General features: G+C 64.4%; 19 protein-coding genes and 1 pseudogene. 12 read left to right on the top strand and 8 right to left on the bottom strand.

Annotation, left to right across the window (positions count from 1 at the left end; translation table 11 throughout):
• Positions 1–34: 34 nt before the first annotated feature.
• The 5 genes from Q0Q36_RS10530 to Q0Q36_RS10510 form a co-directional block, all read right to left on the bottom strand.
• Positions 35–1,072, bottom strand: a complete 1,038-nt coding sequence (locus tag Q0Q36_RS10530; protein WP_293797957.1) for an extracellular solute-binding protein — start codon at positions 1,070–1,072, stop codon at positions 35–37.
• A gap of 43 nt (positions 1,073–1,115) precedes the next feature.
• Positions 1,116–1,940 carry an ABC transporter permease gene (locus Q0Q36_RS10525; protein WP_293797955.1) on the bottom strand — a complete coding sequence of 275 codons (825 nt, stop codon included), beginning with the start codon at positions 1,938–1,940 and terminating at the stop codon, positions 1,116–1,118.
• Positions 1,937–2,815: an ABC transporter permease gene (locus Q0Q36_RS10520; protein ID WP_293797954.1), complete on the bottom strand. Its 879-nt coding sequence runs from the start codon at positions 2,813–2,815 to the stop codon at positions 1,937–1,939. The genes Q0Q36_RS10525 and Q0Q36_RS10520 overlap by 4 nt, the downstream gene beginning before the upstream one ends.
• On the bottom strand, positions 2,812–3,972 hold the full coding sequence (locus Q0Q36_RS10515) for an ABC transporter ATP-binding protein (RefSeq protein ID WP_293797953.1): 1,161 nt from the start codon (positions 3,970–3,972) through the stop codon (positions 2,812–2,814). The genes Q0Q36_RS10520 and Q0Q36_RS10515 overlap by 4 nt, the downstream gene beginning before the upstream one ends.
• A 127-nt stretch (positions 3,973–4,099) precedes the next feature.
• Positions 4,100–4,738, bottom strand: coding sequence for an XRE family transcriptional regulator (locus Q0Q36_RS10510; protein WP_293797952.1), 639 nt, complete (start codon positions 4,736–4,738; stop codon positions 4,100–4,102).
• A gap of 234 nt (positions 4,739–4,972) precedes the next feature.
• Here Q0Q36_RS10510 and dapA point away from each other — a divergent pair, with 234 nt between their 5' ends.
• The 6 genes from dapA to Q0Q36_RS10480 all read left to right on the top strand — a co-directional run bounded on the left by dapA (position 4,973) and on the right by Q0Q36_RS10480 (position 11,023).
• A complete protein-coding gene (gene dapA / locus Q0Q36_RS10505) occupies positions 4,973–5,872 on the top strand; it encodes a 4-hydroxy-tetrahydrodipicolinate synthase (protein WP_293797949.1) in 900 nt (299 codons plus the stop codon).
• Between the two features lie 11 nt (positions 5,873–5,883).
• Positions 5,884–7,311, top strand: coding sequence for an FAD-binding oxidoreductase (locus tag Q0Q36_RS10500; RefSeq protein WP_293797947.1), 1,428 nt, complete (start codon positions 5,884–5,886; stop codon positions 7,309–7,311).
• 125 nt (positions 7,312–7,436) lie between these two features.
• Complete coding sequence (locus Q0Q36_RS10495; RefSeq protein ID WP_293797945.1) at positions 7,437–8,285, top strand: transporter substrate-binding domain-containing protein; 849 nt, start codon at positions 7,437–7,439, stop codon at positions 8,283–8,285.
• 94 nt (positions 8,286–8,379) lie between these two features.
• The gene (locus Q0Q36_RS10490; RefSeq protein WP_293797942.1) at positions 8,380–9,045 is read left to right on the top strand and encodes an amino acid ABC transporter permease; all 666 of its coding nucleotides are present in this window, start codon (positions 8,380–8,382) and stop codon (positions 9,043–9,045) included.
• A 10-nt stretch (positions 9,046–9,055) separates the two neighbouring features.
• Positions 9,056–9,817: an amino acid ABC transporter ATP-binding protein gene (locus Q0Q36_RS10485; protein WP_293797970.1), complete on the top strand. Its 762-nt coding sequence runs from the start codon at positions 9,056–9,058 to the stop codon at positions 9,815–9,817.
• 33 nt (positions 9,818–9,850) lie between these two features.
• A complete protein-coding gene (locus Q0Q36_RS10480) occupies positions 9,851–11,023 on the top strand; it encodes an alpha-hydroxy acid oxidase (protein ID WP_293797941.1) in 1,173 nt (390 codons plus the stop codon).
• A 362-nt stretch (positions 11,024–11,385) separates the two neighbouring features.
• On the opposite strand, the pseudogene Q0Q36_RS10475 reads toward Q0Q36_RS10480, so the two are convergent.
• Positions 11,386–11,625 (bottom strand): annotated as a pseudogene (locus tag Q0Q36_RS10475) (transposase); the annotation flags it as partial.
• Between the two features lie 140 nt (positions 11,626–11,765).
• A complete protein-coding gene (locus tag Q0Q36_RS10470) occupies positions 11,766–12,671 on the bottom strand; it encodes a LysR substrate-binding domain-containing protein (RefSeq protein ID WP_293797940.1) in 906 nt (301 codons plus the stop codon).
• A 193-nt stretch (positions 12,672–12,864) separates the two neighbouring features.
• On the opposite strand from Q0Q36_RS10470, the gene Q0Q36_RS10465 reads away from it, so the two are divergent.
• The 6 genes from Q0Q36_RS10465 to Q0Q36_RS10440 all read left to right on the top strand — a co-directional run bounded on the left by Q0Q36_RS10465 (position 12,865) and on the right by Q0Q36_RS10440 (position 19,576).
• Positions 12,865–13,698 carry a transporter substrate-binding domain-containing protein gene (locus Q0Q36_RS10465; protein WP_293797938.1) on the top strand — a complete coding sequence of 278 codons (834 nt, stop codon included), beginning with the start codon at positions 12,865–12,867 and terminating at the stop codon, positions 13,696–13,698.
• Between the two features lie 63 nt (positions 13,699–13,761).
• Positions 13,762–14,424 carry an amino acid ABC transporter permease gene (locus Q0Q36_RS10460; RefSeq protein WP_293797968.1) on the top strand — a complete coding sequence of 221 codons (663 nt, stop codon included), beginning with the start codon at positions 13,762–13,764 and terminating at the stop codon, positions 14,422–14,424.
• Positions 14,421–15,194: an amino acid ABC transporter ATP-binding protein gene (locus Q0Q36_RS10455; RefSeq protein WP_293797937.1), complete on the top strand. Its 774-nt coding sequence runs from the start codon at positions 14,421–14,423 to the stop codon at positions 15,192–15,194. The genes Q0Q36_RS10460 and Q0Q36_RS10455 overlap by 4 nt, the downstream gene beginning before the upstream one ends.
• A gap of 22 nt (positions 15,195–15,216) precedes the next feature.
• A complete protein-coding gene (locus tag Q0Q36_RS10450) occupies positions 15,217–16,338 on the top strand; it encodes an enolase C-terminal domain-like protein (protein ID WP_293797936.1) in 1,122 nt (373 codons plus the stop codon).
• 99 nt (positions 16,339–16,437) lie between these two features.
• The gene (locus Q0Q36_RS10445) at positions 16,438–17,718 is read left to right on the top strand and encodes an FAD-binding oxidoreductase (protein WP_293797935.1); all 1,281 of its coding nucleotides are present in this window, start codon (positions 16,438–16,440) and stop codon (positions 17,716–17,718) included.
• A gap of 103 nt (positions 17,719–17,821) precedes the next feature.
• Positions 17,822–19,576, top strand: coding sequence for a thiamine pyrophosphate-binding protein (locus tag Q0Q36_RS10440; protein ID WP_293797934.1), 1,755 nt, complete (start codon positions 17,822–17,824; stop codon positions 19,574–19,576).
• A gap of 551 nt (positions 19,577–20,127) precedes the next feature.
• Here Q0Q36_RS10440 and Q0Q36_RS10435 read toward each other — a convergent pair.
• Positions 20,128–21,369, bottom strand: coding sequence for an anion transporter (locus Q0Q36_RS10435; RefSeq protein ID WP_293797932.1), 1,242 nt, complete (start codon positions 21,367–21,369; stop codon positions 20,128–20,130).
• Positions 21,370–21,372 lie beyond the last annotated feature (3 nt).

The following is a 21,372-nucleotide window of genomic DNA, read 5'->3' as shown; positions in this document are numbered from 1 at the left end:
GAACGGGCTGCGGAAGCCGGCAGCCCCGCCACGCTCAGCGGCCGATGTCCTTGTTCCAGGTCTCGACCCATTTCGGCATCGCCGCGAGTATCTCGGCGAAGGGCGGCCAGCGCACGTCTTCGAGCTTGGGCATGCGCGCCTTCTGCTCGGGCTTGTACTGCGCTTTGGCGCTGGCAACCGGGTATTGGATCGCGGCGGCCCAGCAGGATTGCGGCTCGGGCGAGAACAGGAAGTCGATGAACTCCCAGGCGGCCGGCGAGCCGTTCTTGACCTTCTGGACGACCGTCGGGCTGACGACGCCGCCCGGCGCCGGATAGTAGAAGTTCAGCGACTTGAAGCCGCCATCGCGGGCGGCCCAGGCTCGCCCGTCCCAGTAGATGCCGATATCGGCTTCGCCTGACTGCATCTGCGTGAGGAACTGGTTGACGTCGTTCCAGAAGATCACGTTGCCGCTGTCGCGCAGCGCCTTCATCTTGGCGATGACGGGCGAGATGTCGCCGACCTTGCCGCCGAGCACGTCATTGAAGTTCCAGATCAGGGCGGTCGGGGTCGTGCTGGCGACGTTGATGCCCGGAAGGGCCGCCTGCCATTCGCCCTTGAGCGTGCGCTCGATGAACTCGGCCCAGCTCTTCGGCGGATTCTTGATCTTCGCCTCGTTATAGGCGAGCCCGGCCGCGCCGAAATGCAGCACCACGGCATCGCCGCCGACGACCTGCTTGAGCGGCTCCGGAACGTCGGCGAGGTTGGGAACCTTGGCCGGATCGATCTTTTCGACGAGGCCACGGGCCTTGGCATCCTCGGCACCGTCGATGAGCGTCAGGAAGACGTCGATCGGCGGCTTGGCCGGGTTGGCCGCGACCTGGTTGACCCACTGCGCCGGCGTGCCGAGCACGACATCGACGGTCTTGCCGGTCTTCTTCTGGAAGGGCTCGACATAGCAGGTCCGCAGCGACTTCTCCCAGACGCCACCGAAAGCGGTGACGGTCAGGTCGGCGGCGTGGGCGGGCATGGCAACCGAGAAAGCAAGCCCTGCAAGCGCAAGCAAGGGTCGATAAGGCTTCAGCGTCTTCATGGTGGTTCTCCCCTTTTTGGATGTTGTGCGGCGCGCCGCTTCGTTAGGACGGCGAACTCATGAATTTCAGGCCGACGGTGCGCTCGATCAGCAGCAGTGCGACCAGCGCGATGACCATCTGCACGGTGCCGATGGCCGCGATGGCGGGGTCGAACTGGTTCTGCAGGTAGCTCAGCATCACCACGGGCAAGGTGTTGGTCTGGGCGCTGCCGAAGAAGAGCGAGAGCGACAGGTTGTCGAGCGAGATCAGCACCGCGAACAGCATGCCGCTGAAGATGCCGGAGCCGATCAGCGGAAGCGTCACATAGGTGAAGATCTGCCGGCGCGAGGCGCCGAGGATCGCGGCCGCCTCCTCGTAATTGCGGCCGATGCCGCGATAGACCGCGACCACCGTGCGCACGACATAGGGGATCGAGACGACGGTGTGGGCGATGAGCAACGAGGTGAAGGAGATGCCCAGCCCGATCGCCGACAGCTTGTAGAGTAGCGCGATGCCCAGCAGGATCATCGGGATCGAGAGCGGCGCCAGCAGGAAGGTCGAGAGCAGGTCCGCAAGGCCCGAGCGGCTGCGCGCCAACGCCAGTGCCGCCGGAACCCCGAAGAGTGCGGCCAGCACCGCCGATGCTCCAGCCAGCTTCAGGCTGAACCAGAGCGAGTCGAGCAGAGGCCGATATTCCAGCAGCCGATGGTACCAGCGCAGGGAATAGGCCGTCACCGGAAAGGCGATGATCTCGGAATCTCCGAAGGAGACGAGGACCACGAAGACGATCGGCGCCAGCAGAAAGGCGAAGAAGATCAGTACGAAGGCGAGCAGCAGCAGAACAGGCAGGCGTCGCTCGAGCCTGCGCCAGGACGCGGTCGCGCTCATGAGGCACCTCCATCCCGCCGGATCAGGCGCAACTGGAGGAAGAGCGAGATCACGGCCAGCACCAGCAGGACATTGCCCATGGCGGCGGCGAAGCCGAGATTCTGGACGAGCAGGAACTGCTGGTAGATCAGCAGCGGCAAGGTGACGACGCTGCCTCCGCCGAGCAGAAGCATCGTCAGGAAGCTGCCATTGGCCAGCATGAAGACGACGATCGCCCCCGTAGCGATGCCGTCGAGGCTCAGCGGCAGGGTGATCTCGCGGAAGGTGCGCCAGCGGCTGGCGCCGAGCAGTTCGGCAGCCTCCTCCAGCCGGGTGTCGATCCCCTTCAGCACCGCCGCGATCGAGATCACCATGAACGGCACCAGCACATGGACCAGGCCGATGATGACGGCCGAAGGGTCCTGGAGCAGCCGCAGCGGGCGCTCGATCAGGCCCAGCGACAGCAGGGTACTGTTGAGCACGCCGTTGCGGGCGAGGATCACGTTCCATCCGAAGGTGCGCATGATGATCGAGGTCAGCAGCGGCGCGACCAGGAGGAAGATCATCACCCCGTTCCAGCGCCCGGCGTGCCGGACCATGAAAAAAGCGACGGGATAGCCGATCAGGATGCAGATGATCGTGGCGAGCAGGCTGACCCAGATCGTTCGCCCGAGCACACCGAGATAGTAGCTGTCGGTGAACAGGCGCATGTAATAATCGAGCGAGAAGACCGGTTTGCCGGCAGCATCGGGCACATAAAGGCTCTGGAGGCCGTTCTCGGCCAGCGGAAGCAGGAAAAACAGCAGGAGGAAGATCACGGCCGGCAGGACGGGCCATAGGCCGGCGCCGAGAGCCCGGCGGCTACGTCGTCCTGATGTCGCCGCCGCGGCGGTCACGCGGCGTCCTCCCGCATCGGTTCATCCTCAAGCAGACGAGCCGTGCCCGGCAGCCAGGACAGGCCGATTTCGGCCCCTATCGCCAATGCCGTCTCGCCGACCGGCCCGGTGATCTGCCGATAGGCCATCAACGGCCGATCGAGCCCAGGGCGTTTCAATTGGAACACGTGTGTCGCCCCGCGGAAGACGTGGCCCGAGACGGTCGCGCGCGGCTCGCTGGGGCCCGCTTCCATTGCCGGCACAATGCGTAAGTGCTCCGGCCGGATCGCCACTAGGGCAGTGCTGCCGACCGGGCGGGCCGGGGCATCCGCAACGAAGAACCCGGAGCTTCCCTCGTCACCGGGAAGCCGCAGCCGAAGGCCGCCTCTTTCCGCTCCCATCACAGTGCAGTCGATGATGTTGGAGGTGCCGAGGAATTCGGAAACAAAGCGGTTGCGTGGATGCTCGTAAACCTCCGCCGGCGAGCCGGCTTGCAGGATCCTGCCGCGGTCCATCACCACGATCATATCGCTCATGGTGAGCGCCTCCTCCTGATCATGCGTGACCAGGAGCGTGGTGATGCCGATTTCCCGCTGGAGCTGGCGGATCTCGAATTGCATCTGCTCGCGCAGGTTCTTGTCGAGCGCGCCGAGCGGCTCGTCGAGCAGCAGCATCGAAGGCTCGGTCACCAGCGAGCGAGCGAGTGCCACGCGTTGCTGCTGGCCGCCCGACAGCTGATGCGGATAGCGATCGGCATGCTGGGGCAGGTGCACGATGTCGAGCATGCGGCGCGTCCGCGCTTCGGTCTCGGCTCGGTTCACCCGTGCCATCCGCAACCCGAAAGCGACGTTCTGCGCAACGGTCATATGTGGGAACAGGCTGTAATTCTGGAAGACCATGCCGAGCTTGCGCCGCTGCGGCGGATCGTAGGTCCGGTCCTCGCCGCGGATCAGAACCTGCCCGGCATCCGGAAGCTCGAAGCCTGCGACGATACGCAGGGTCGTCGTCTTGCCGCAGCCGGAAGGCCCGAGAAGCGAGCAGAGCGTCCCGGCCGGAACGTCGAAGGAGGTCGGCTGCAGCGCGGCGACGCTGCCAAATGATTTACGGACCTCGCGCAGACGCAAGCCCGGTACGTCGGATGTGACGGCTGGCTGCGCCTTTGGCGTCGTTTGCGTCATGGTCCCTCTCTGACCGAGAGGCTAGCCCAAGTTTTTTCGCTGGCAACAAAAAAATTCCGAAAAGACATTTTTTTTCGGAAACGACATCGAGCGCCGGCTCAAATTGCCGGCGACACTCAAGTCGAGGTCACAAATCCACAAGCACCCACAGGACGACGGCGTTGGTTTCGCCCTTGGAGGTCCAGGTGTGCTCGGTGGTCGCATCGTAATAGACCGAGTCGCCTTTATTCAGTTCGAGTGGCTCATAGAGGCGGCTGTGGACGACCAGCGTGCCTTCCAGCACCATCACGAAGATTTCCGCCTCGGATTTTGCCCAGGCTGCGTATTCATCCGGCGATCGCGCCGTCACCGTGGTCAGTATCGGCGTCGCGCGCTTGTTCTTGAGGTCAGCGCAGAGCAGCACGTTGTTGCAGGTGCCTGTCGCATGCTTGCTGCCGCTCCCCGCACGGCTGATGCTCCTCCGCCCAGGAAAGCCAGCGGCGCTCCCGGCCTCGTCGCTTGAAAGCAGCGTCACCAGCTCGACATCGAGGCCCTGCGCGATGCGCTGCATCGTCGAAATCGTCGGAGAAAGTTCATTTCTCTCGATTTTCGAGAAAGCCGAGGCGGAAACACCGGTGAGTGCGCTCATGTCCTGAAGCGTCAGGCGCCGCCCCTTGCGCAGCTTCAAGAGCCGAGCGCCGACGTCGACACCCTGGTCCTCCGCGCTGCGTTGCGCCTCCGGCGGCTCACTGGCTTCCGCCTGCTCTGCCCATGATAGTTCCGGCATGTCGTTTCTCCGCCGCGTCGATCAGGTACCTGTCATAAGCGTCCGACGGGGGCATGAAAAGGGATCGATTGTCGTCGCTTAGCCAAAATTATCGGATACGACATTTATGTAATTTGATGTTGACAGTGTCTCTGATGTGAAAGAAGTTTCAATCCCAACGATACGCCGGCAATGAACCGCGCGTGCTCGGCGAGGGGTCGGGCGTGGCGGTCGAACGCGGCAGGGATGGTTCACATGACGCTTACCCATGACCAGCTGAACGGCCTTTACACCGCGATCGTCACGCCGTTGACGGGCGACGGCGCTGTCGATGTGAAGGCGCTGCACCAGCTCGTCCGCTTCCAGCTCGATGCCGGAGCGGCTGGAATCGTACCGATCGGAGGCACCGGCGAGTATCCCGCCTTTTCGCGCGACGAGCGTCGTAGGATCGTCGCAGCCTGCGTCGAGGCGGCCGATGGCAAGCCGGTCATTCCGGGTGTGCTCTCGACCGGCTTCGAGGATGCTCTGGAGGCCGGACGCGACTTCGCCGCCGCCGGCGCGGCCGCGGTCATGACCGTAACGCCCTATTACGCTCCCGGAACACAGGACGGGATGCGTGCCTATTTTCGGCGCTACCGCGATGCGCTCGACCTGCCGGTCATGCTCTATCAGATCCCGCGCCGGACGACGGTCGCGGCCTTCGCCGATACCGTCCAGGCGATGGCCGAGGACGGCTCGATCATCGGCATGAAATATTCCTCCTACGACATGCCAGATTTCATTCGCACGGTGAAATATGCCGGCGACAAGATCGCGATCCTGTCCGGCGAGGAGCCGCTCTTCGCCACCCATGTCGCGCTTGGCGCACGCGGCGGCGTGCTGGCTTCCGCCACGATCTATCCGAAGATCTGGATCGAGATTTTCGAGCTCGCCAGCCAGGGCAAGCTCAAGGAAGCACTGAAACTGCAGGACAAGGTCGACCCGGTCATCGACTCCATTTACGTGGAGACCAATCCCGGCCCCCTGAAGGAATACATGGCCTTGGCGGGCATGCCGGTCGGCGGGGTGCGCCTGCCCCTGACCGGCCCCAGCGACCAGACGATGGCCAAGCTCAAGGTCGCGGCGGCGCAGGCCAAAGCCATCAGCCTCGCCTGAGGAGGGCGACCGTGCTCGAAGCACTTCGCGCCATCGTCGGCGACAAGGGCCTGGTCACTGATCCGGCTGAGATGGAGCCGTATCTGGTCGATTGGCGCCAGCGGAGGCGAGGGGCTGCGCTGGCCGTGGTCCAGCCGAGTTCGACAGCCGAGGTTTCCGCCGTCGTTGCGCTATGCGCAGCGCAGGGGCAGCCGATCTTTCCGGTCGGTGGCAATACCGGCCTGTGCTTCGGTGCGGTACCGGAGAGCAACCGCCCCGATAAGCCTGGCATCATGCTCTCGCTGCGGCGCATGAACCGCATCCGCGGCCTCGACCGCGCATCCGGTATCGCTACGGTCGATGCCGGCGTCGTGCTCGGCGATCTCCACAATGCCGCGGCAGAGGCAGGCCGGCAGTTCCCGCTGCATCTCGGCAGCGAGGGCAGCGCCCAGATCGGCGGGCTGATCTCGACCAATGCCGGTGGCACCGGCGTCGTCCGCTACGGTCCGATGCGGGATCTCGTCGCCGGCCTCGAAGTGGTTCTGGCCGATGGCCGTGTGCTCAGCGATCTGGCTGCGTTGCGTAAGGATAATACCGGCTACATGCTGCGCCATCTGTTCATCGGCGCAGAGGGCTCGCTCGGCATCGTCACGGGCGCGGCGCTTCGGCTGCACCCGCAGACACCGAATACGGCCCATGCCTGGGTCGCTGCCGCCGATCCGGCCGATGCGGTCGCGCTGCTGGCCGCGCTGCAGGATCGAGCGGGTTCCTATATCCAGGCTTTCGAGCTTGTCTCGGCCTCGCAGTTCGAGCTGGTGCGCAAGCATGCCGAGCGCGTGCGCTTCCCCTTCGCCGAGATTCCCGCCTGGTCGGTCCTGATCGAGCTCGGCAGTGAGGATGCGACGACCGCGCTGCGCGACATCCTCGAGGAGGTTCTGGGCGCTGCGCTGGAGCAGGGCGAGCTGCTTGACGCAGTGATCGCCACCTCAGAGCAGCAAGCTGCGGATTTCTGGCACATCCGCCACTCGGTCTCCGAGGCGAACAAGAAGGAGGGGATGAGCATCACGCATGACGTCGCGGTGCGCTCCTCTCATGTCGCGCCCTTCATCAAGGCTGCGGACGAGGTGGCGGCGAAGCTGTTTCCGGAGGCGTATAGCGAGGTCGTCTGCCATCTCGGCGACGGCAACGTGCACTACATCCTGATGTTCACCCACGCCTACTGGGCGGCGCTGCCCGATGCGGAAGCCTTCGCGCTGGAGGTCGAGCGGGCGATCCACGATGTCGCGGCTCGCTTTGGCGGCACCTTCAGCGCCGAGCATGGCGTCGGCCGCAAGCTCACCGAAGAGCTCGAACGTCTTGCCGATCCGCTTCGCTACGAGCTGATGACCAAGGTCAAGGCGCTGTTCGACCCGCAAGGCCTGATGAATCCGGGTGTGCTGCTGGCGCCGAAACAGGGCTGAGAACGACGAGAAAATCCGCTGCCGCCTTCGGTGAGGGGCGGAAGGCCTCGGATGCCTGCAGGGGAAGCGGGAGCTTGGCTCACCAACCATAACGGGGTTCGCCTCATAACGCCGGGAGAAGAATAATGACGACACGCAGGGATCTGGCAGGGCTTATCGGTGCTGGCGCGGTGGCCGCCGGCGCACTCACGCTGGCCTCCAACGGAGCAAGCGCACAGACCGCGGGAAAGAACACTTTCGACCGCATCATCGCCAACAAGAAGCTCCGGCTCGGCGCCGTGACCTCGAGTGCGCCCTGGTTCGTCAAGGACCCCGCCTCGGGCAAGTGGAGCGGCCATTTCTACACGATCGGCTCTGCGCTCGCGAAGGACATGGAAGTCGAGCTCGAGCTGGTGGAAACCACCTGGGGCAACGCGGTGCTCGACCTTCAGGCCGACAAGATCGACATCATGTTCGGCCTCAATCCGACGCCGAAGCGCGCCATGGCCGTCGATTTCTCGGTCGGCGCCTATGACAGCGCGCTGGTCGTCATCGCCAAGCCCGGCTTCGAGCCGAAGAACTGGGCCGACATGAACAAGCCGGAGGTGAAGATCTCGGTCGACGTCGGCTCGGCCCATGACCAGATTGCGACGCTTCTGTGCCCGAAGGCGCAGATCAGCCGCTTCAAGACCATCAACGAAGCCATGCTAGCGTTGCGCACCGGTCGTGTCGACGCCCAATGCATCTTCTGGATGGGCGGCGTGCGCGCGGTCAAGGCCGATCCCGGCCTCGGCAAGGTCGTCGTGCCTCAGCCCTTCTTCGGCTCGACCTCGAACGCGGCCTTCCGCCGTGAATCGGACAAGACGTGGCGGGATTTCGTCAATACCTGGATCGTCTACGCACGCGGCCTCGGTCTGGTCCGCAGCGCCGTCGTCGAAAGCCTGGAACAGGTTGGCGTCACCTCCGAGGACATCCCGGCGGGCATCACGCTCTGAGGACCGGCCGGCTTCCCGCATGGCGGGAAGCCGGCGCGCGACGTTCGATCGGCTTTCGTCTGCAAGGCCGCGCCATGCGCAGGCAGGGTTCAGCATGTCCTACACTTGGAATTTCGACATCGTCTGGGGCTATCGCTGGATCTTCCTGACCGGAACCGGCGTGACGATCGGCATCACGATCGCGGTCGTGTTGCTCGGACTGATCGTCGGCTTGATCGCCGGCATTGCGCAGCTCTCGCGTTCGCCGGCGCTGCGCTGGCTGTCCTGGGCCTATATCGAGATGTTCCGGCTGACGCCGCTGCTCGTGCTGCTGCTCTGGTTCTACTACGCGCTGCCGATCCTGACAGGGATCAAGCTGGATGCGATCACCGCCTCGATCGTGACGCTGACGCTCTATGGCGGCTCCTTTTATGCAGAGGTCATCCGCGGCGGCATCGTCTCGATCGAGCCGGGGCAAAGCGAGGCGGGGCTTGCGCTGGGCATGACTCCTGCGCGCGTCATGCGCCGGATCGTACTCCCGCAGGCGATCAAGCGGATGATCCCGCCGCTGATGAACCAGTCGATCATCCAGTTCAAGAACACGTCGCTCGTCTCGGTCCTCGCCGTGCCGGACCTGCTCTATCAGGGCCAGGTGGCGGCGATGGACACTTACCGCGCGCTTGAGGTCTACACGGTGGTCGCCACGATCTATGTGGTCGTGCTGCTGCCGCTGACCGTGGTCGCGAAGCAAGCCGAGAAACGGCTTGCGCACAGCAACTGAGGGCGCGGCGATGAGCTACAAGATCGAGGTCTCCGGCCTGCGCAAGAGTTTCGGTTCCCTGACCGTGCTGCGCGACATCAATCTGCGGGTCGAGACCGGTCAGGTCGTGGCGCTGATCGGCCCCTCCGGTTCCGGCAAATCGACGCTGCTGCGCTGTCTCAACCTGCTCGTCATGCCCGAGGGAGGGCGCATCCGCATCGACGAGGACAGCTTCTCCTTCGGCGACGGCTCGAAGCTGCCGGCCACCCGCGAGCAGGCGCGTTTCCGCTCGAATACCGGCATGGTCTTCCAGCATTTCAACCTGTTTCCGCACATGACCGTCGTCCAGAACGTGATGGAGGGCCCGGTCTCGGTGAAGGCTATGTCCAAGCCGCAGGCCGAGGCGCTCGCCCGCAAGCTGCTCGCCAAGGTCGGCCTGAGCGACAAGGTCGACGTCTTCCCGAACAAGCTCTCCGGCGGCCAGAAGCAGCGCGTCGCCATCGCGCGCGCGCTGGCCATGGAGCCCGAGGTGATGCTCTTCGACGAGGCGACATCGGCTCTCGATCCCGAACTCGTCGGCGAAGTGCTGGGTGTAATGCGCGATCTCGCCGCCGAGGGCATGACGATGATCATCGTCACTCATGAGATCGGTTTCGCCCGCGAGGTCGCGGATCGTGTCGTCTTCATGCGCGATGGTGTCATCGTCGAGGAGGGGCCCGCCCGCGATGTGATTGGCCAACCTCAACAGGAGGCGACGAAAGTCTTCCTCAGCCACTTCCACAATCGCGGCTGAGCCGCGTCATTACGTGTCTGGCCGTATGGAGCGATGATTGCACCCTCCGCTTTCGCCCGCATCCTGAACGTCGAGGATGCCCGCCATGCTGCGCGACGCCGCCTCCCACGTGGCTTGTTCGAATATATCGACCGCGGCTGCGAGGACGAGGTCTCGATTCTCGCCAATCGGCGCAGGCTTGATGCGATTGCACTTTCCCCGGCGGTTCTCGTCGATGTCGCCCGGGTATCGACGGAAGCGGAGCTCCTCGGGAAGCCGCAGCCTTTGCCGCTCGTCATAGCACCGACAGCGGTGGCAGGATTGGTCTGGCATGACGGCGAGATCGCACTCGCGCGTGCGGCGGCGCGCGCAGGCATTCCATTCTGCGTTTCGACACAGTCGATTACCTCGATCGAACGGATCGCGGCGGAATCCGGCGCTGAGCTGTGGTTTCAGCTCTATATTTGGAAGGATCGCCAGCGCATGCTGAATCTGCTCGATCGGGCCTGGGCGGCCGGAGCGGAAACACTGGTGCTGACGGCAGACACTGCGGTCGGCCCAAACCGTGAATACAACCTGCGGAACGGCTTCGGAATCCCGCTCAAGGCGTCGTGGCGGGCGGCGCTAGATGTGGCTCGGCATCCGCGCTGGGCGGTTGCAGTGATGCTGCGCGCGCTGGCGACCTCCGGCGTTCCGACCTATGCACATTACCCGGCGGAATTCCGCACGCGGCTCGGCCGCGAAGCTCTCTCCGACGAAGTCAGCCTGGCGAAGGACGTAACCTGGGAAGACGTTCGCCTGCTGCGGCAACGCTGGCGAGGCAAGCTCGTTGTCAAAGGGGTGCTGCGCGTCGAGGACGCGCTGACGGCCCGCTCCCACGGCGTCGACGCCATCGTGGTCTCGAACCATGGCGCCCGCAATCTCGATTGCGCGCCGGGCCCGACCGAAGTGCTGCCACAGATCGCCGAAGCGGTCGGGGGCCGGATGGAGGTATTCGCAGATAGTGGAGTGCGGCGTGGCGCGGATATAGCCCGTTTTCTGGCGCTGGGAGCTCGCGGCGTCATGATTGGTCGCGCCACGCTTTACGGCGTTGCGATGGGAGGAACTGGCGGAGCCGGCCGGGTGCTCGATGTGCTGTCGGCGGAATTGCGGACGACGATGGGAATGTTGGGCGCGCAAAAACTGGCTGATATTCGGCGAGTTGAGCCGTCGCATTTGCATGGCTGATAGCCGAGCATTCACGCCGCTTTCCGTATCGGCCGGAACCCATCCCATACGGTCCTGTTGAGGATTGCGGGATGCCGGCCTATTCGTCAGGCTTAATGTCAGCCTCCTGGCAAGCCGCCAACTTCCGGCAACGGCGCCTCCGGGCCTTGAACGGGGTGCGCTCGTCGCAACATCGCGCCCGAGTTGGTCAAATGACAGCGCTAGCGTGCGATCGGCCGCGGTTCATTCCGAATGATCTCGGCAAAGCCCTGCCGCCACGAGGTATGGCGCGGCGACAAGCCAAGCTCGCCCTTGGCCTTGGCGTTCGATCCAGCGCGCGACTGCGTCATCATGGCGACGATATGCTCGCCCGCCGCGAGGCGGCACAGGCGGCGCTCGGAGCGGATGCCGAAGCAATAGCCGATGAGCAGCATCCGGATCATCAGCTCCGGGTCGATCGAGGGGCGGCCTGTCTCGCTGTAGAACGGACGAAGATGCGCGCGGATCTCCGAGAGATCGACGAAGCGATCTATGGCGCGGACCCCGTGATCGGCCGGGACGTGGCGGTCCAGGCTGAACTCGTAGAACAGCGCCTCCTGCGCCACCATCCGCCCGCCCATCATCGTGCCGCCCTCCGCACAAGGGCGACTGAATCAGGACTTCATCCCCGCAGCAATGCCGACTTTTTCAACGGTATCGGCGCAAAGTCTCTGTTGCGTCAGGCGCTTGGCAGCGGCGCTGGGCGAAAGGCCGCTGCAGAATATTAAGGCTTCGGCTTGCGATAGTTGCGCGTTTCCCGCGTCACCCATTCGCGGAAGGCCATGACGCTGTGCAACTGCGCCTTCCGCTCGGGATAAACCGCGAAATACGAGTCTCCGGACAGGATCGGCGGGCCAAACGGCATGTGGAGTTCGTTACGGGCGAGCTCCGTTTCGATATAGCAGGTCGGGACGATGGCGATGCCTATGCCCTGAAGCGCGGCATTGATCAGCATCTCGGTATGCGCAAAGCGCGTTCCCTGGATACGCCCCTGATAAGTGAGCCCCGACAGGCGCAGCCAATGCAGCCATATGCTGGGGCGGCTTGCGTTCTGAAGTAGGGGGAAGCCGGCAAAGTCCTTGTTCTCGAGCCTCGTCCGGAGCGGGATCAGCTTGGGTGAGGTCACGACGGCGATCTCTTCCGCGAACAATTCGACCGACCGGGCATTGAGCCATGTCCCCACGCCTCGCAGGATGGCGACGTCCAGCCGCGTCGTCTCGAAATTGAGATCGGCGGGGGCCAGCGTGACCTCGACCGGGATGTCCGGGTGTGCGTGGATGAAGGTCTCGATGCGCCGAGGCAGCCAACGGGCTCCCATGGTCGGGTGGGTGCCGATCATCAGCGAGCTGTCGACGGAGCGCCCGCGCACGGCATCGATGGTGATCTCCTGGAGTTTGTCGAGCGTCAGCGCGAGCTCGCGATAGTAGTTCGCGCCCACCTCCGTCAGAACGAGGCGCGGGCCGGATCGGTGGAAGAGAGGGACGCCGAGAAATTTCTCGAGATTATGGATCTGCCGGCTGATGCCGCTCTGCGTCAGTCCGAGGTCATCTGCCGCCTTCGTGAAATTCATGAATCGTGCGGCGGCCTCGAAAGCGTGCAAAGCTGACAGCGACGGCAGATAGCGTCTCATGAGAACCCCGGCGGTTATCATGATTAAAAGTCATTCTAGAGGAAATTTTCAACGTTTTTGTTTCGTCCCGGGCTCATTCAAACTCCCTTCCAGCGGCTCATAAAATCGAGCGTGAGCGACTGATCCGAGGGGGACAGTGACCGGCTCAGGCGTGCAAAATCGAAGCCGCAAGCGAACGACAGAGGGGAAGACTATGGACAGGCGCGAATTCAACAGGCTCGTGGGCATGGGCGGGCTAGCCGCCGCAGCGGGCCTTTATACCGGCAAGGGCGCTCTCGCCGCCGGCTCGCTCGAGCGAGTGAAATCCTCCGGCACCTTACGCATCGCTGCCGTCGCCGATGGCGCTCCCTACTACCAGAAGATGGTGACGGACGGCAGCTGGCGTGGATTCTACATCGATATCTGCCAGAAGCTGGCGGACGATCTCGGGGTCAAGATGTCGATCCTGGAAACGACCTGGGGCAACTCGGTGCTCGATCTCCAGGCCAACAAGATCGACGTCTTCTTCGGCCTGAACCCGACGCCGGAACGGCAGAAGGTCATCGATTTCTCCGGTCCCGTCTTCAAGAACGCCTTCACGATGGTGACGAAGAAGGGGCTCGGCGCGAAGAGCTGGAGCGATTTCGACAAGCCGGAGATGCGGATCGCCGTCGATGCCGGCTCGTCGCATGACGCGGCGGTGACCCGGCTGGCGCCGAAAGCGCAGATCTCCCGGTTGAAGACTGCCAGCGACGCGACCGCGGCCCTGCAGGCCGGGCGTGTCGATGCGCAGTGCCTGGTGCTGATCCTGTCGCTCTCGTTGCGCGCCAAGAACGCCGCGCTCGGCGATATCGTGATGCCGACGCCCGCCGATTTCACCACGTCGAACGCCGGCTTCCGGCGCGAGGAGGACCAGTCCTGGCGTGAATTCGTCGATGGCTGGATCAGCAAGCAGCGCGACAGCGGCTTCGTCAAGAAGGCCATCGTCAAGAACATGGAACTTGTCGGCGTCAAGGAAAGCGACTTTCCTCCCGGTTTCGAAATCTGATCGCCCGGTTTGGCGGGGCTGCGGCCCCGCCACGCCCGATTTCGGTCACGGGAATTCATGACCATGTATGAATGGGATTTTTCGATCCTGTGGGGCTACCGCTGGTTGTTCCTGCAGGGTCTGGGTGTGACCGTGGCTTTCACGGCGGCGACCATCGCCGGCGGCCTGACCATCGGCATGACCGCGGCGATCTGCCTTCTGTCGCGTTTCAGGTTCCTGCGCGGGTTCGCGCTCGGCTTCATCGAGATCTTCCGCTGCACGCCCGTGCTGGTGCAGCTCATCTGGTGCTACTACGCGCTGCCGTTGATCGCGGGCATCGAAATGACTCCGATCTCGGCCTCTCTTCTCGCCTTATCCTGCTATGGCGGCTCGTTCTACGCCGAGATCATCCGCGGCGGCATCGTCTCGATCGATGCCGGCCAGTCCGAGGCGGCTTCCGCTCTGGGCATGACGCCAGGGCTCGCGATGCGCCGCATCATCCTGCCCCAGGCGCTGCGTCGCATGCTGCCGGCGCTGATGAACCAGTCGATCCTCCAGTTCAAGAACACCTCGCTGGTGTCCGTCCTGGCGGTCCCCGACCTGGTCTACCAGGGCCAGATCGCCGCGCATGACAGCTTCCGCCCGCTGGAAACCTATACGGCCGTGGCCGTCGCCTATTTCGCAATCCTTTTCCCGCTGACGCTCTATGTGCGCAGCCGCGAACGGCGCCTGGGAGCTGCCCGATGACGCCGAAAGCACCAATGATCGAGGTCGCGCGGCTGCGGAAGCGCTTCGGCCAGCTCGAAGTCCTCAAGGACATCAATCTTCAGGTCGAGCAAGGCGGCGTCGTCGCTTTGCTCGGGCCGTCGGGCTCCGGCAAGTCCACGCTGTTGCGGTGCATGAACCTGCTCGTGCAGCCGGATGACGGCACCATCCGCGTCGGTGAGACCACCTTCCGGTTCGGCCAGTCCGTGGAACAGCCGAAGGCGAAGCCGCTCGCGGCGTTCCGCTCCCGCACCGGGATGGTGTTCCAGAGCTTCAACCTGTTTCCGCACATGTCGGTCCTCGGCAACGTCATCGAGGCGCCGATCCACGTGAAGGGGCTGGACCGGAAGACCGCGATCGACCAGGCCATGGCGCATCTCGAGAAGGTCGGGCTTGCGGACCGTGCCGCTCAAATGCCCGACACCCTGTCGGGCGGCCAGAAGCAGCGCGTGGCGATCGCCCGCGCGCTGGCCATGGAGCCCGAGGTCATGCTGTTCGACGAGGCGACCTCGGCCCTCGATCCGGAGCTGGTCGGCGAAGTGCTGCAGGCGATCCAGAAGCTTGCCGCAGACGGCATGACGATGGTCATCGTCACCCATGAGATCCCCTTCGCGCGCGATGTCGCGGACCGCGTGGTCTTCATGCGCGACGGCTATGTCGTCGAGGAAGGGCCGGCGCGGGAGGTGATCGACACCCCCCGCATGGACGCGACCCGCACCTTCCTCAGCCATTTCCACAAAGTGACGCACTAGGTCTGCAGAAGAGCTTGAGACGATGGAAACCATCACAAACCTGCGCATCTTCCTGATCGAAAGCCCGATCAAGATGCAGCGGCAACAGGGCGTCGGCGACGTCAAGGGCACGGTCAAGCGCGTGCTGCTCGAGCTGACCTCGTCTTCGGGGATCGTCGGCTGGGGCGAGGCCGCGCCCTGGGAGGTGTTCACCGGCACGGCGGAGGCCGCGCTCGCCGCCCTCGACATCTATCTGCGTCCGCTCGTCATCGGCGCGCGGGTCGACCGCATCCGCGCGCTAACCTTGCAGATGAAGAAGGCGCTCGTCGGCCATGGCGAGGCCAAGCTCGCGGTCGAAACCGCGATGCTCGACATCCTGGGCCAGGCGTCGGGCCTCTCGATCGCCACCCTGCTCGGCGGGCGCGTTCGCGACACGATCCCGCTGTCCTTCTCGATCGCGGACCCGGATTTCGACGCGGACATGCGCCGGATGGAGGAGATGGTCCCGAAGGGCAACCGCATCTTCAAGGTCAAGACCGGCGTGAAGAGCCATCAGGAGGACGTGGCACATCTCGAAGCCATGCGAAATGCCTTCGGCGACACGATCGACCTTCGCATCGACTACAATCAGGCGCTCCAGCCGTTCGGCGCGATCAAGAAGCTGCGCGACGTCGACCAGTTCAAGCCGACCTTCATCGAGCAGCCGGTGCCGCGGGATTGCCTGACGGCGATGGCCTCCTTCGCTGCGGATCTCGATACGCCAATCCTCGCCGACGAAAGCTGCTTCGACATGCGCGACCTGCAGGAGGTGATCAGGTTGCAGGCGGCGGATGCCATCTCGGTCAAGCTCATGAAGGCGGGCGGAATGCTCAACGCGCAGGCGCTGATGGCATTGGCCGATCTCGCGAGCCTGCCCGGCTATGGCGGTACGCTCTACGAAGGCGGCATCGCGCTGGCCGCCGGCACGCAGTTCATCGCTGCCACGCCGGGCATCTCGCTCGGCTGCGAATTCTACATGCCGCATCACGTTCTCACCGAGGACGTGCTGGAGGAGAAGATCGCGAACCGCGATGGCGAGGTCGTCGTTCCGGACGGCCCTGGCCTGGGGATTCGCGTGTCCGAGAGATCGCTGAGATCGAACGCACGCGTTCTCGCGGAACGCTGACGCTCGACTGAAATCCATCACGGCTCGTCCCAACCGCTCGCGGCCTTCGTCGCGAGCGGAGAAGAGAGCTATTGCCTGAAGACTGGGAGGAAGCGGCTCATGCCCGGCGTCGCTCCAACGCATTGTGTCATCATCGGCAGCGGCATCGTCGGTGCCTGTTGCGCGCTGGAACTGGCGCGCGCGGGCCATGCCGTCACCTTGATGGACAGTGGCGAGCCGGCGGGGCGGCAATCCGCCAGCTATGGCCATGGCTGCTGGATCAGCCCGGCTTCGGTCGTGCCGATGTCGATGCCCGGCTTGTGGAAGAAGGTCCCGGGATATCTGCTCAATCCGCATGGCCCGCTCGTCATCCGGTGGCGTCATTTCCCGCGGCTCGTACCGTGGCTGCTGCGCTTCCTCCGGGCAGGCTCGTCCGTGCCGCGCGTCGAGGCGACGGCCAGAGCGCTGAGCCGGCTGCTCCACGACAGTCCAGAACGCCATCAAGCATTGAGCCGCGAGATCGGCACGCCCGACCTGATCCGGCGCGAAGGACTGCTCTATGCCTATCCCGACAGGCGGGCCTTCGAGGCGGAAGGCCTGTCCTGGCATCTGCGACGTATGACCGGGCTGCGATGGCGCGAGCTCGACGCGGGGGCCTTGGCCGCACGGGAGCCCGATCTCGACAAGCGCTACACCTTCGGCGTCCTGGCCGAGGACGGCGCGCATTGCATCGACCCGGCCGCCTATATCGCGGCGATCGTGGCGGCGGCGCGTGCCCATGGCGCCGAGGTCGTCAGGGCGACGGCGCGCGAGATTCTCCGCGACGGAACACGCGTCCGCGGCGTACGCACCGATAGCGGCGTGATCGCCTGCGACCGGGTCGTTATAGCGGCTGGGGCCTGGTCGAAGCGCCTCGCGCACTCGGGGGGCGATCGCATCCCGCTGGAAAGCGAGCGGGGCTATCATGGCGTCATCGCCCTGGGCACCGGTGGCCCGCGCCATCCGGTGATGCCAAGCGACGGCAAGATGGCGAACACGCCGACAGCCGCCGGGCTGCGGCTCTCCGGCCAGGTCGAGCTGGCATCGCTGGATGCGCCGCCGAACTGGAGTCGCGTCGATATTCTGATGGCACATGCGCGCGGAACCTATCCTGCGCTCGCCGGCACTCAGGAGAAGTCGGTCGACCGATGGATGGGCCATCGGCCATCGACGCCTGACGGCCTGCCGGTCATTGGCCGCTCATCCTGCTCGCCCGACATCTTCTACGCGTTCGGACACGGCCATGTCGGCTTCGCCGCAGGGCCGGCGACGGGGCGCATCGTCGCCCAGCATGTCGCCGGCCTGCCGGATGCGCCTGATATCGCGGTGTTTTCGCCGCGTCGCTTCCGGCTTCAGGCGTGAGCGCCTGCGAATAGCGGCTCGGTCCCTGCCGGTCGCTCCGGCATTGCCGATGCCGCCATCGCGCCGATCGGCCCAATCCCCTTGCTTTTCAGGAGACGAGACAATGCGTGGTGCAGATATCCTGGTCGAGATGCTGATCGGCTACGGCGTCGAAGTCGTATTCGGCGTTCCCGGCGACACGAACGTGCCGTTCTACGAGGCCCTGCAATTGCGGGAAGGCCGCATTCGCCATGTCATGGCGCGCGACGAGCGCTCTGCCGGCTATATGGCCGATGCCTATGGCCGCTTCACCAGGAAGCCCGGCGTCTTCGAATGCCCGTCGGGCGCGGGCGCGATGTATTCGCTGCCGCCCGTCGCCGAATCCAACGGTTCCTCGGTCCCCGTCATCCTGCTGACGATCGACATCCCCTTGCCTGGCGAAGGGCGCGGCGTCCTGACTGAGCTTGACTGCGCGCGCCTGTTCGAGCCGGTCACCAAGATGTCGGTGCAGGTGAAATCGGCCGAGAAGCTGCCGGAGATCATCCGCCGTGCGTTCCGCGTCGCCTGCTCCGGCAAGCCGGGCGCGGTCCACCTGCAGATCCCCGAGGACATGCTGCTGGCGGAGGTCGATCCGGACCGGATCTCCTTGCATGTCGAGAGCGAGTGCCTCGAATTTCCGGCATATCCGACGCTGCCTCCCCCGGGGAAGCTCGACACGATCATGTCCTTGCTGACCGCGAGCAAGCGCCCGCTGATCGTCTCGGGGGGCGGGGTCAATCGCTCTTGCGCCGGCCCGCAGGTGACGGAGCTGGCGGAGCGGCTGAACGTACCGGTCTGCACGACGATGACGGGGCAGGGCACCATGCCGGACGACCACCGCCTTGCGGTCGGCGTCATCGGCGATAACGGCTTCCACCCCCATGCCAACTGGGCGCTGGAACATGCCGATTTCGTGCTCTTCATCGGCTCGCGCATGGGCTCGGTCGTGACGATCGGCTGGACCTTCCCGAAGATCACGCTGAACAAGCGCGTCGCCCAGATCGATATCGACCCGGAGGTCATGGCGAACAACTACGAGAACGTCGTCTCGGTCCAGGGCGACGCCGGCCTCGTCCTGGAGCGGCTGATCGATCTGGTTCCTGCCGAGGTCGATGCCGGCAGGACGCAGGGATGGGTCGACGAACTCAACGATCTGCGCGCAAATTTCTGGGCGAATGCCGAAACCCTGTTGAGCTCGGAAGCCACGCCGCTTCGTCCGGAGCGCGCCGTTCGCTGCTTCAACGAGGCGCTGGAACTCTATGGCAAGCCGGCTTTCATCTATTCGGATGCCGGCACTCCGACACCCCATATGACGCGGTTTCTCAAGCTCAGGGATCGCAGGACGCGCTTCGCGATCCCGCGCGCGTTCGGCGGCCTCGGTTCGGCGCTGCCCGCCACCGTCGGCGCCTGGTTCGCGGACAGGGAGCGGCGGCCCATCGGCATGTTCGGGGATGGCTCCTTCGGCATGTCGGTCGGCGAATTGGAAACGCTCGTCCGTCTGCAGGTGCCCGCCATCCTGCTGCTGTTCAACAACGGCACTTTCGGCTGGATCAAGGGCCTCCACCGGCTGAAGGGCCATAACCAGTGCTTCGGCGTCGATTTCACGCCGCCGCGTGGCCAGGCGATCGCCGAGGCCTTCGACGTGAAGGCCTGGACGGCGACGAATTCCGAGGAACTCGATGCCGCACTGACAAGCGCGTTCGCCTATTCAGAAGGGCCGTGCCTGATCGACATACACATCGAATCGATCGCGGACCGGGTGCCGCCGGTTTATTCCTGGTTGAACAAGCGCGGGCGCGATCCGCTCAGCATCGATGCGGAGGATGTGCGCTATTTCTAGCGGAGCAGAGGCGCTGGTGAGGCTGCTGATATGCCTGACCAGCATCAGCCAGAATCGTACCGTTCGTCTTCAACTCGCTTTTGGAAAATGAAATCGCCTCGCGACGGCGACGCGTCAGCACTCTGCATGTGTTGACGCCCGCTGCCGGGTGGAATCCCAATGCCCGCACCTGGCGCATTGCGCTCGACTTCGTGGCGCTGCCTCAAAGATCACAACGGAGCGGTGGGAACTGTGGCTGGGTCCGACAATCCGTCTCATTAGATCAATACCGGATCGCGCTTGTTATCGGCTACGACTTCCGCAACCAATTCGATCAGCCACGCATCGCGTGAAGTCCAATCATGTGATTCACCGCATGCAGGGCAGCTCCGCAAAGTTCGCTTGGCTCGCGCATGCTGGTTTGGCAGTCTTGTTGTTGTCTCGCTTGTCCCCACGGGAAGTCCTGTGGCGGGACACCTTATCGTGATTTCGCAAATTGGTTTGGCCGCCCTGACGAGGTCTCGCCGCAGCTGAATCTGAAACTCTCGATGACTCATGTGAAAATCGGCCGCTTACGAAGATTGGGAGAGGACGAGGACACCAACTGCCAACGTGGCGATCGTCAGTGGCGCGCCGACCTTGAAATAGGTCCAGAAATCGACGGTGATGCCATCCTTGGCGGCGCGCTCGGCGACGATGAGATTGGCGACGGAACCCAGCAGCGTGAAATTGCCTGCGAGCGTGGAGGCCATCGCCACGACGAGCCAGGCGCGCTGCGGATCGTGCAGGTGCTCGACGAAAGGCTTCAGCACCAGAACCGCCGGCACGTTGCTGACGAGGTTGGACAGGATAGCGGTGACGCCCGTTAGGATAGCCACATTGCCGAGATCGAGGCGGGCGGCCTGGGTCAGCAGGTCAGGCGTCAACACAGCGTGTTCGAGACCCCGGACGACGACGAAGAGACCTGCAAACATCAGCAGGAGCGGTCCATCGATCTCGGCATAGACCTTGCGCGGCTCGATCCTGCGGGTGAGCAGCAGGAGCGCTGCCGCGCAGATCGCGACCTTCGCCACCGGCTGGCCGAGAAAGAACAGGGCGATCATCGCCACCGAGGCCAGCGCCGCCTTCGTTGCGAGCCAGCCGTGATAATGGGCGGGGACGGTGACGCTGCGCAGCGCCTGCCGCGTCATGTACTCGCGCGGATTGAGCACGAGCACGAGCAGGATCGTCACCAGCAGGCCCAGTGCCGCTATCGGCAGCAGCGCGCCGGTGAAGGCACCGTAGGAGATGCCTGAGAGATTGCCGATGATCATGTTCTGAGGATTGCCGGTGATCGTTGCCGTCGAGCCGACGTTGGACGCGAGCGCCACCGCGATGAGATAGGGCACAGGGTTGCGGTCGAGCGCGCGGGTCAGCGTGATGACGATCGGCGCCATCACCAGGCAGATCGCATCGTTGACGAGGAAGGCGGAGAGCACGCCAGTCGTGATCACCACGACCGATAGCAGCAGCGCCGGGTGCCGCGCCCGGCCTGCGGCCCATCCGGTTACCATCCGGAAGAAGCCCGAGAGCCGGAGATTGGCGACGACGATCATCATGCCGAGCAGGAGCGTGATGGTATCCAGGTCGATCGCCCGATAGGCATCTTCCAGCGAGAGTACACCGCAGCCGACCATGAGAGCCGCGCCAATCAGCGCCGCTCCCGCCCGGTCGACGCGCAAGCCCGGCAGCCGGCCGACCGCAATGGCGACATAGGTCGCGAGGAAAATTGCGATTGCCGCGATCTGCGTCGCGTTGAGGGTCCAGCCGGTCATGCG

The organism is uncultured Allobosea sp. (genome assembly GCF_945957345.1).
GTDB lineage: Bacteria > Pseudomonadota > Alphaproteobacteria > Rhizobiales > Beijerinckiaceae > Allobosea.
The sequence above is the reverse complement of the archived record's forward strand: the minus strand, read 5'-3'. Positions and strand labels throughout refer to the sequence as shown.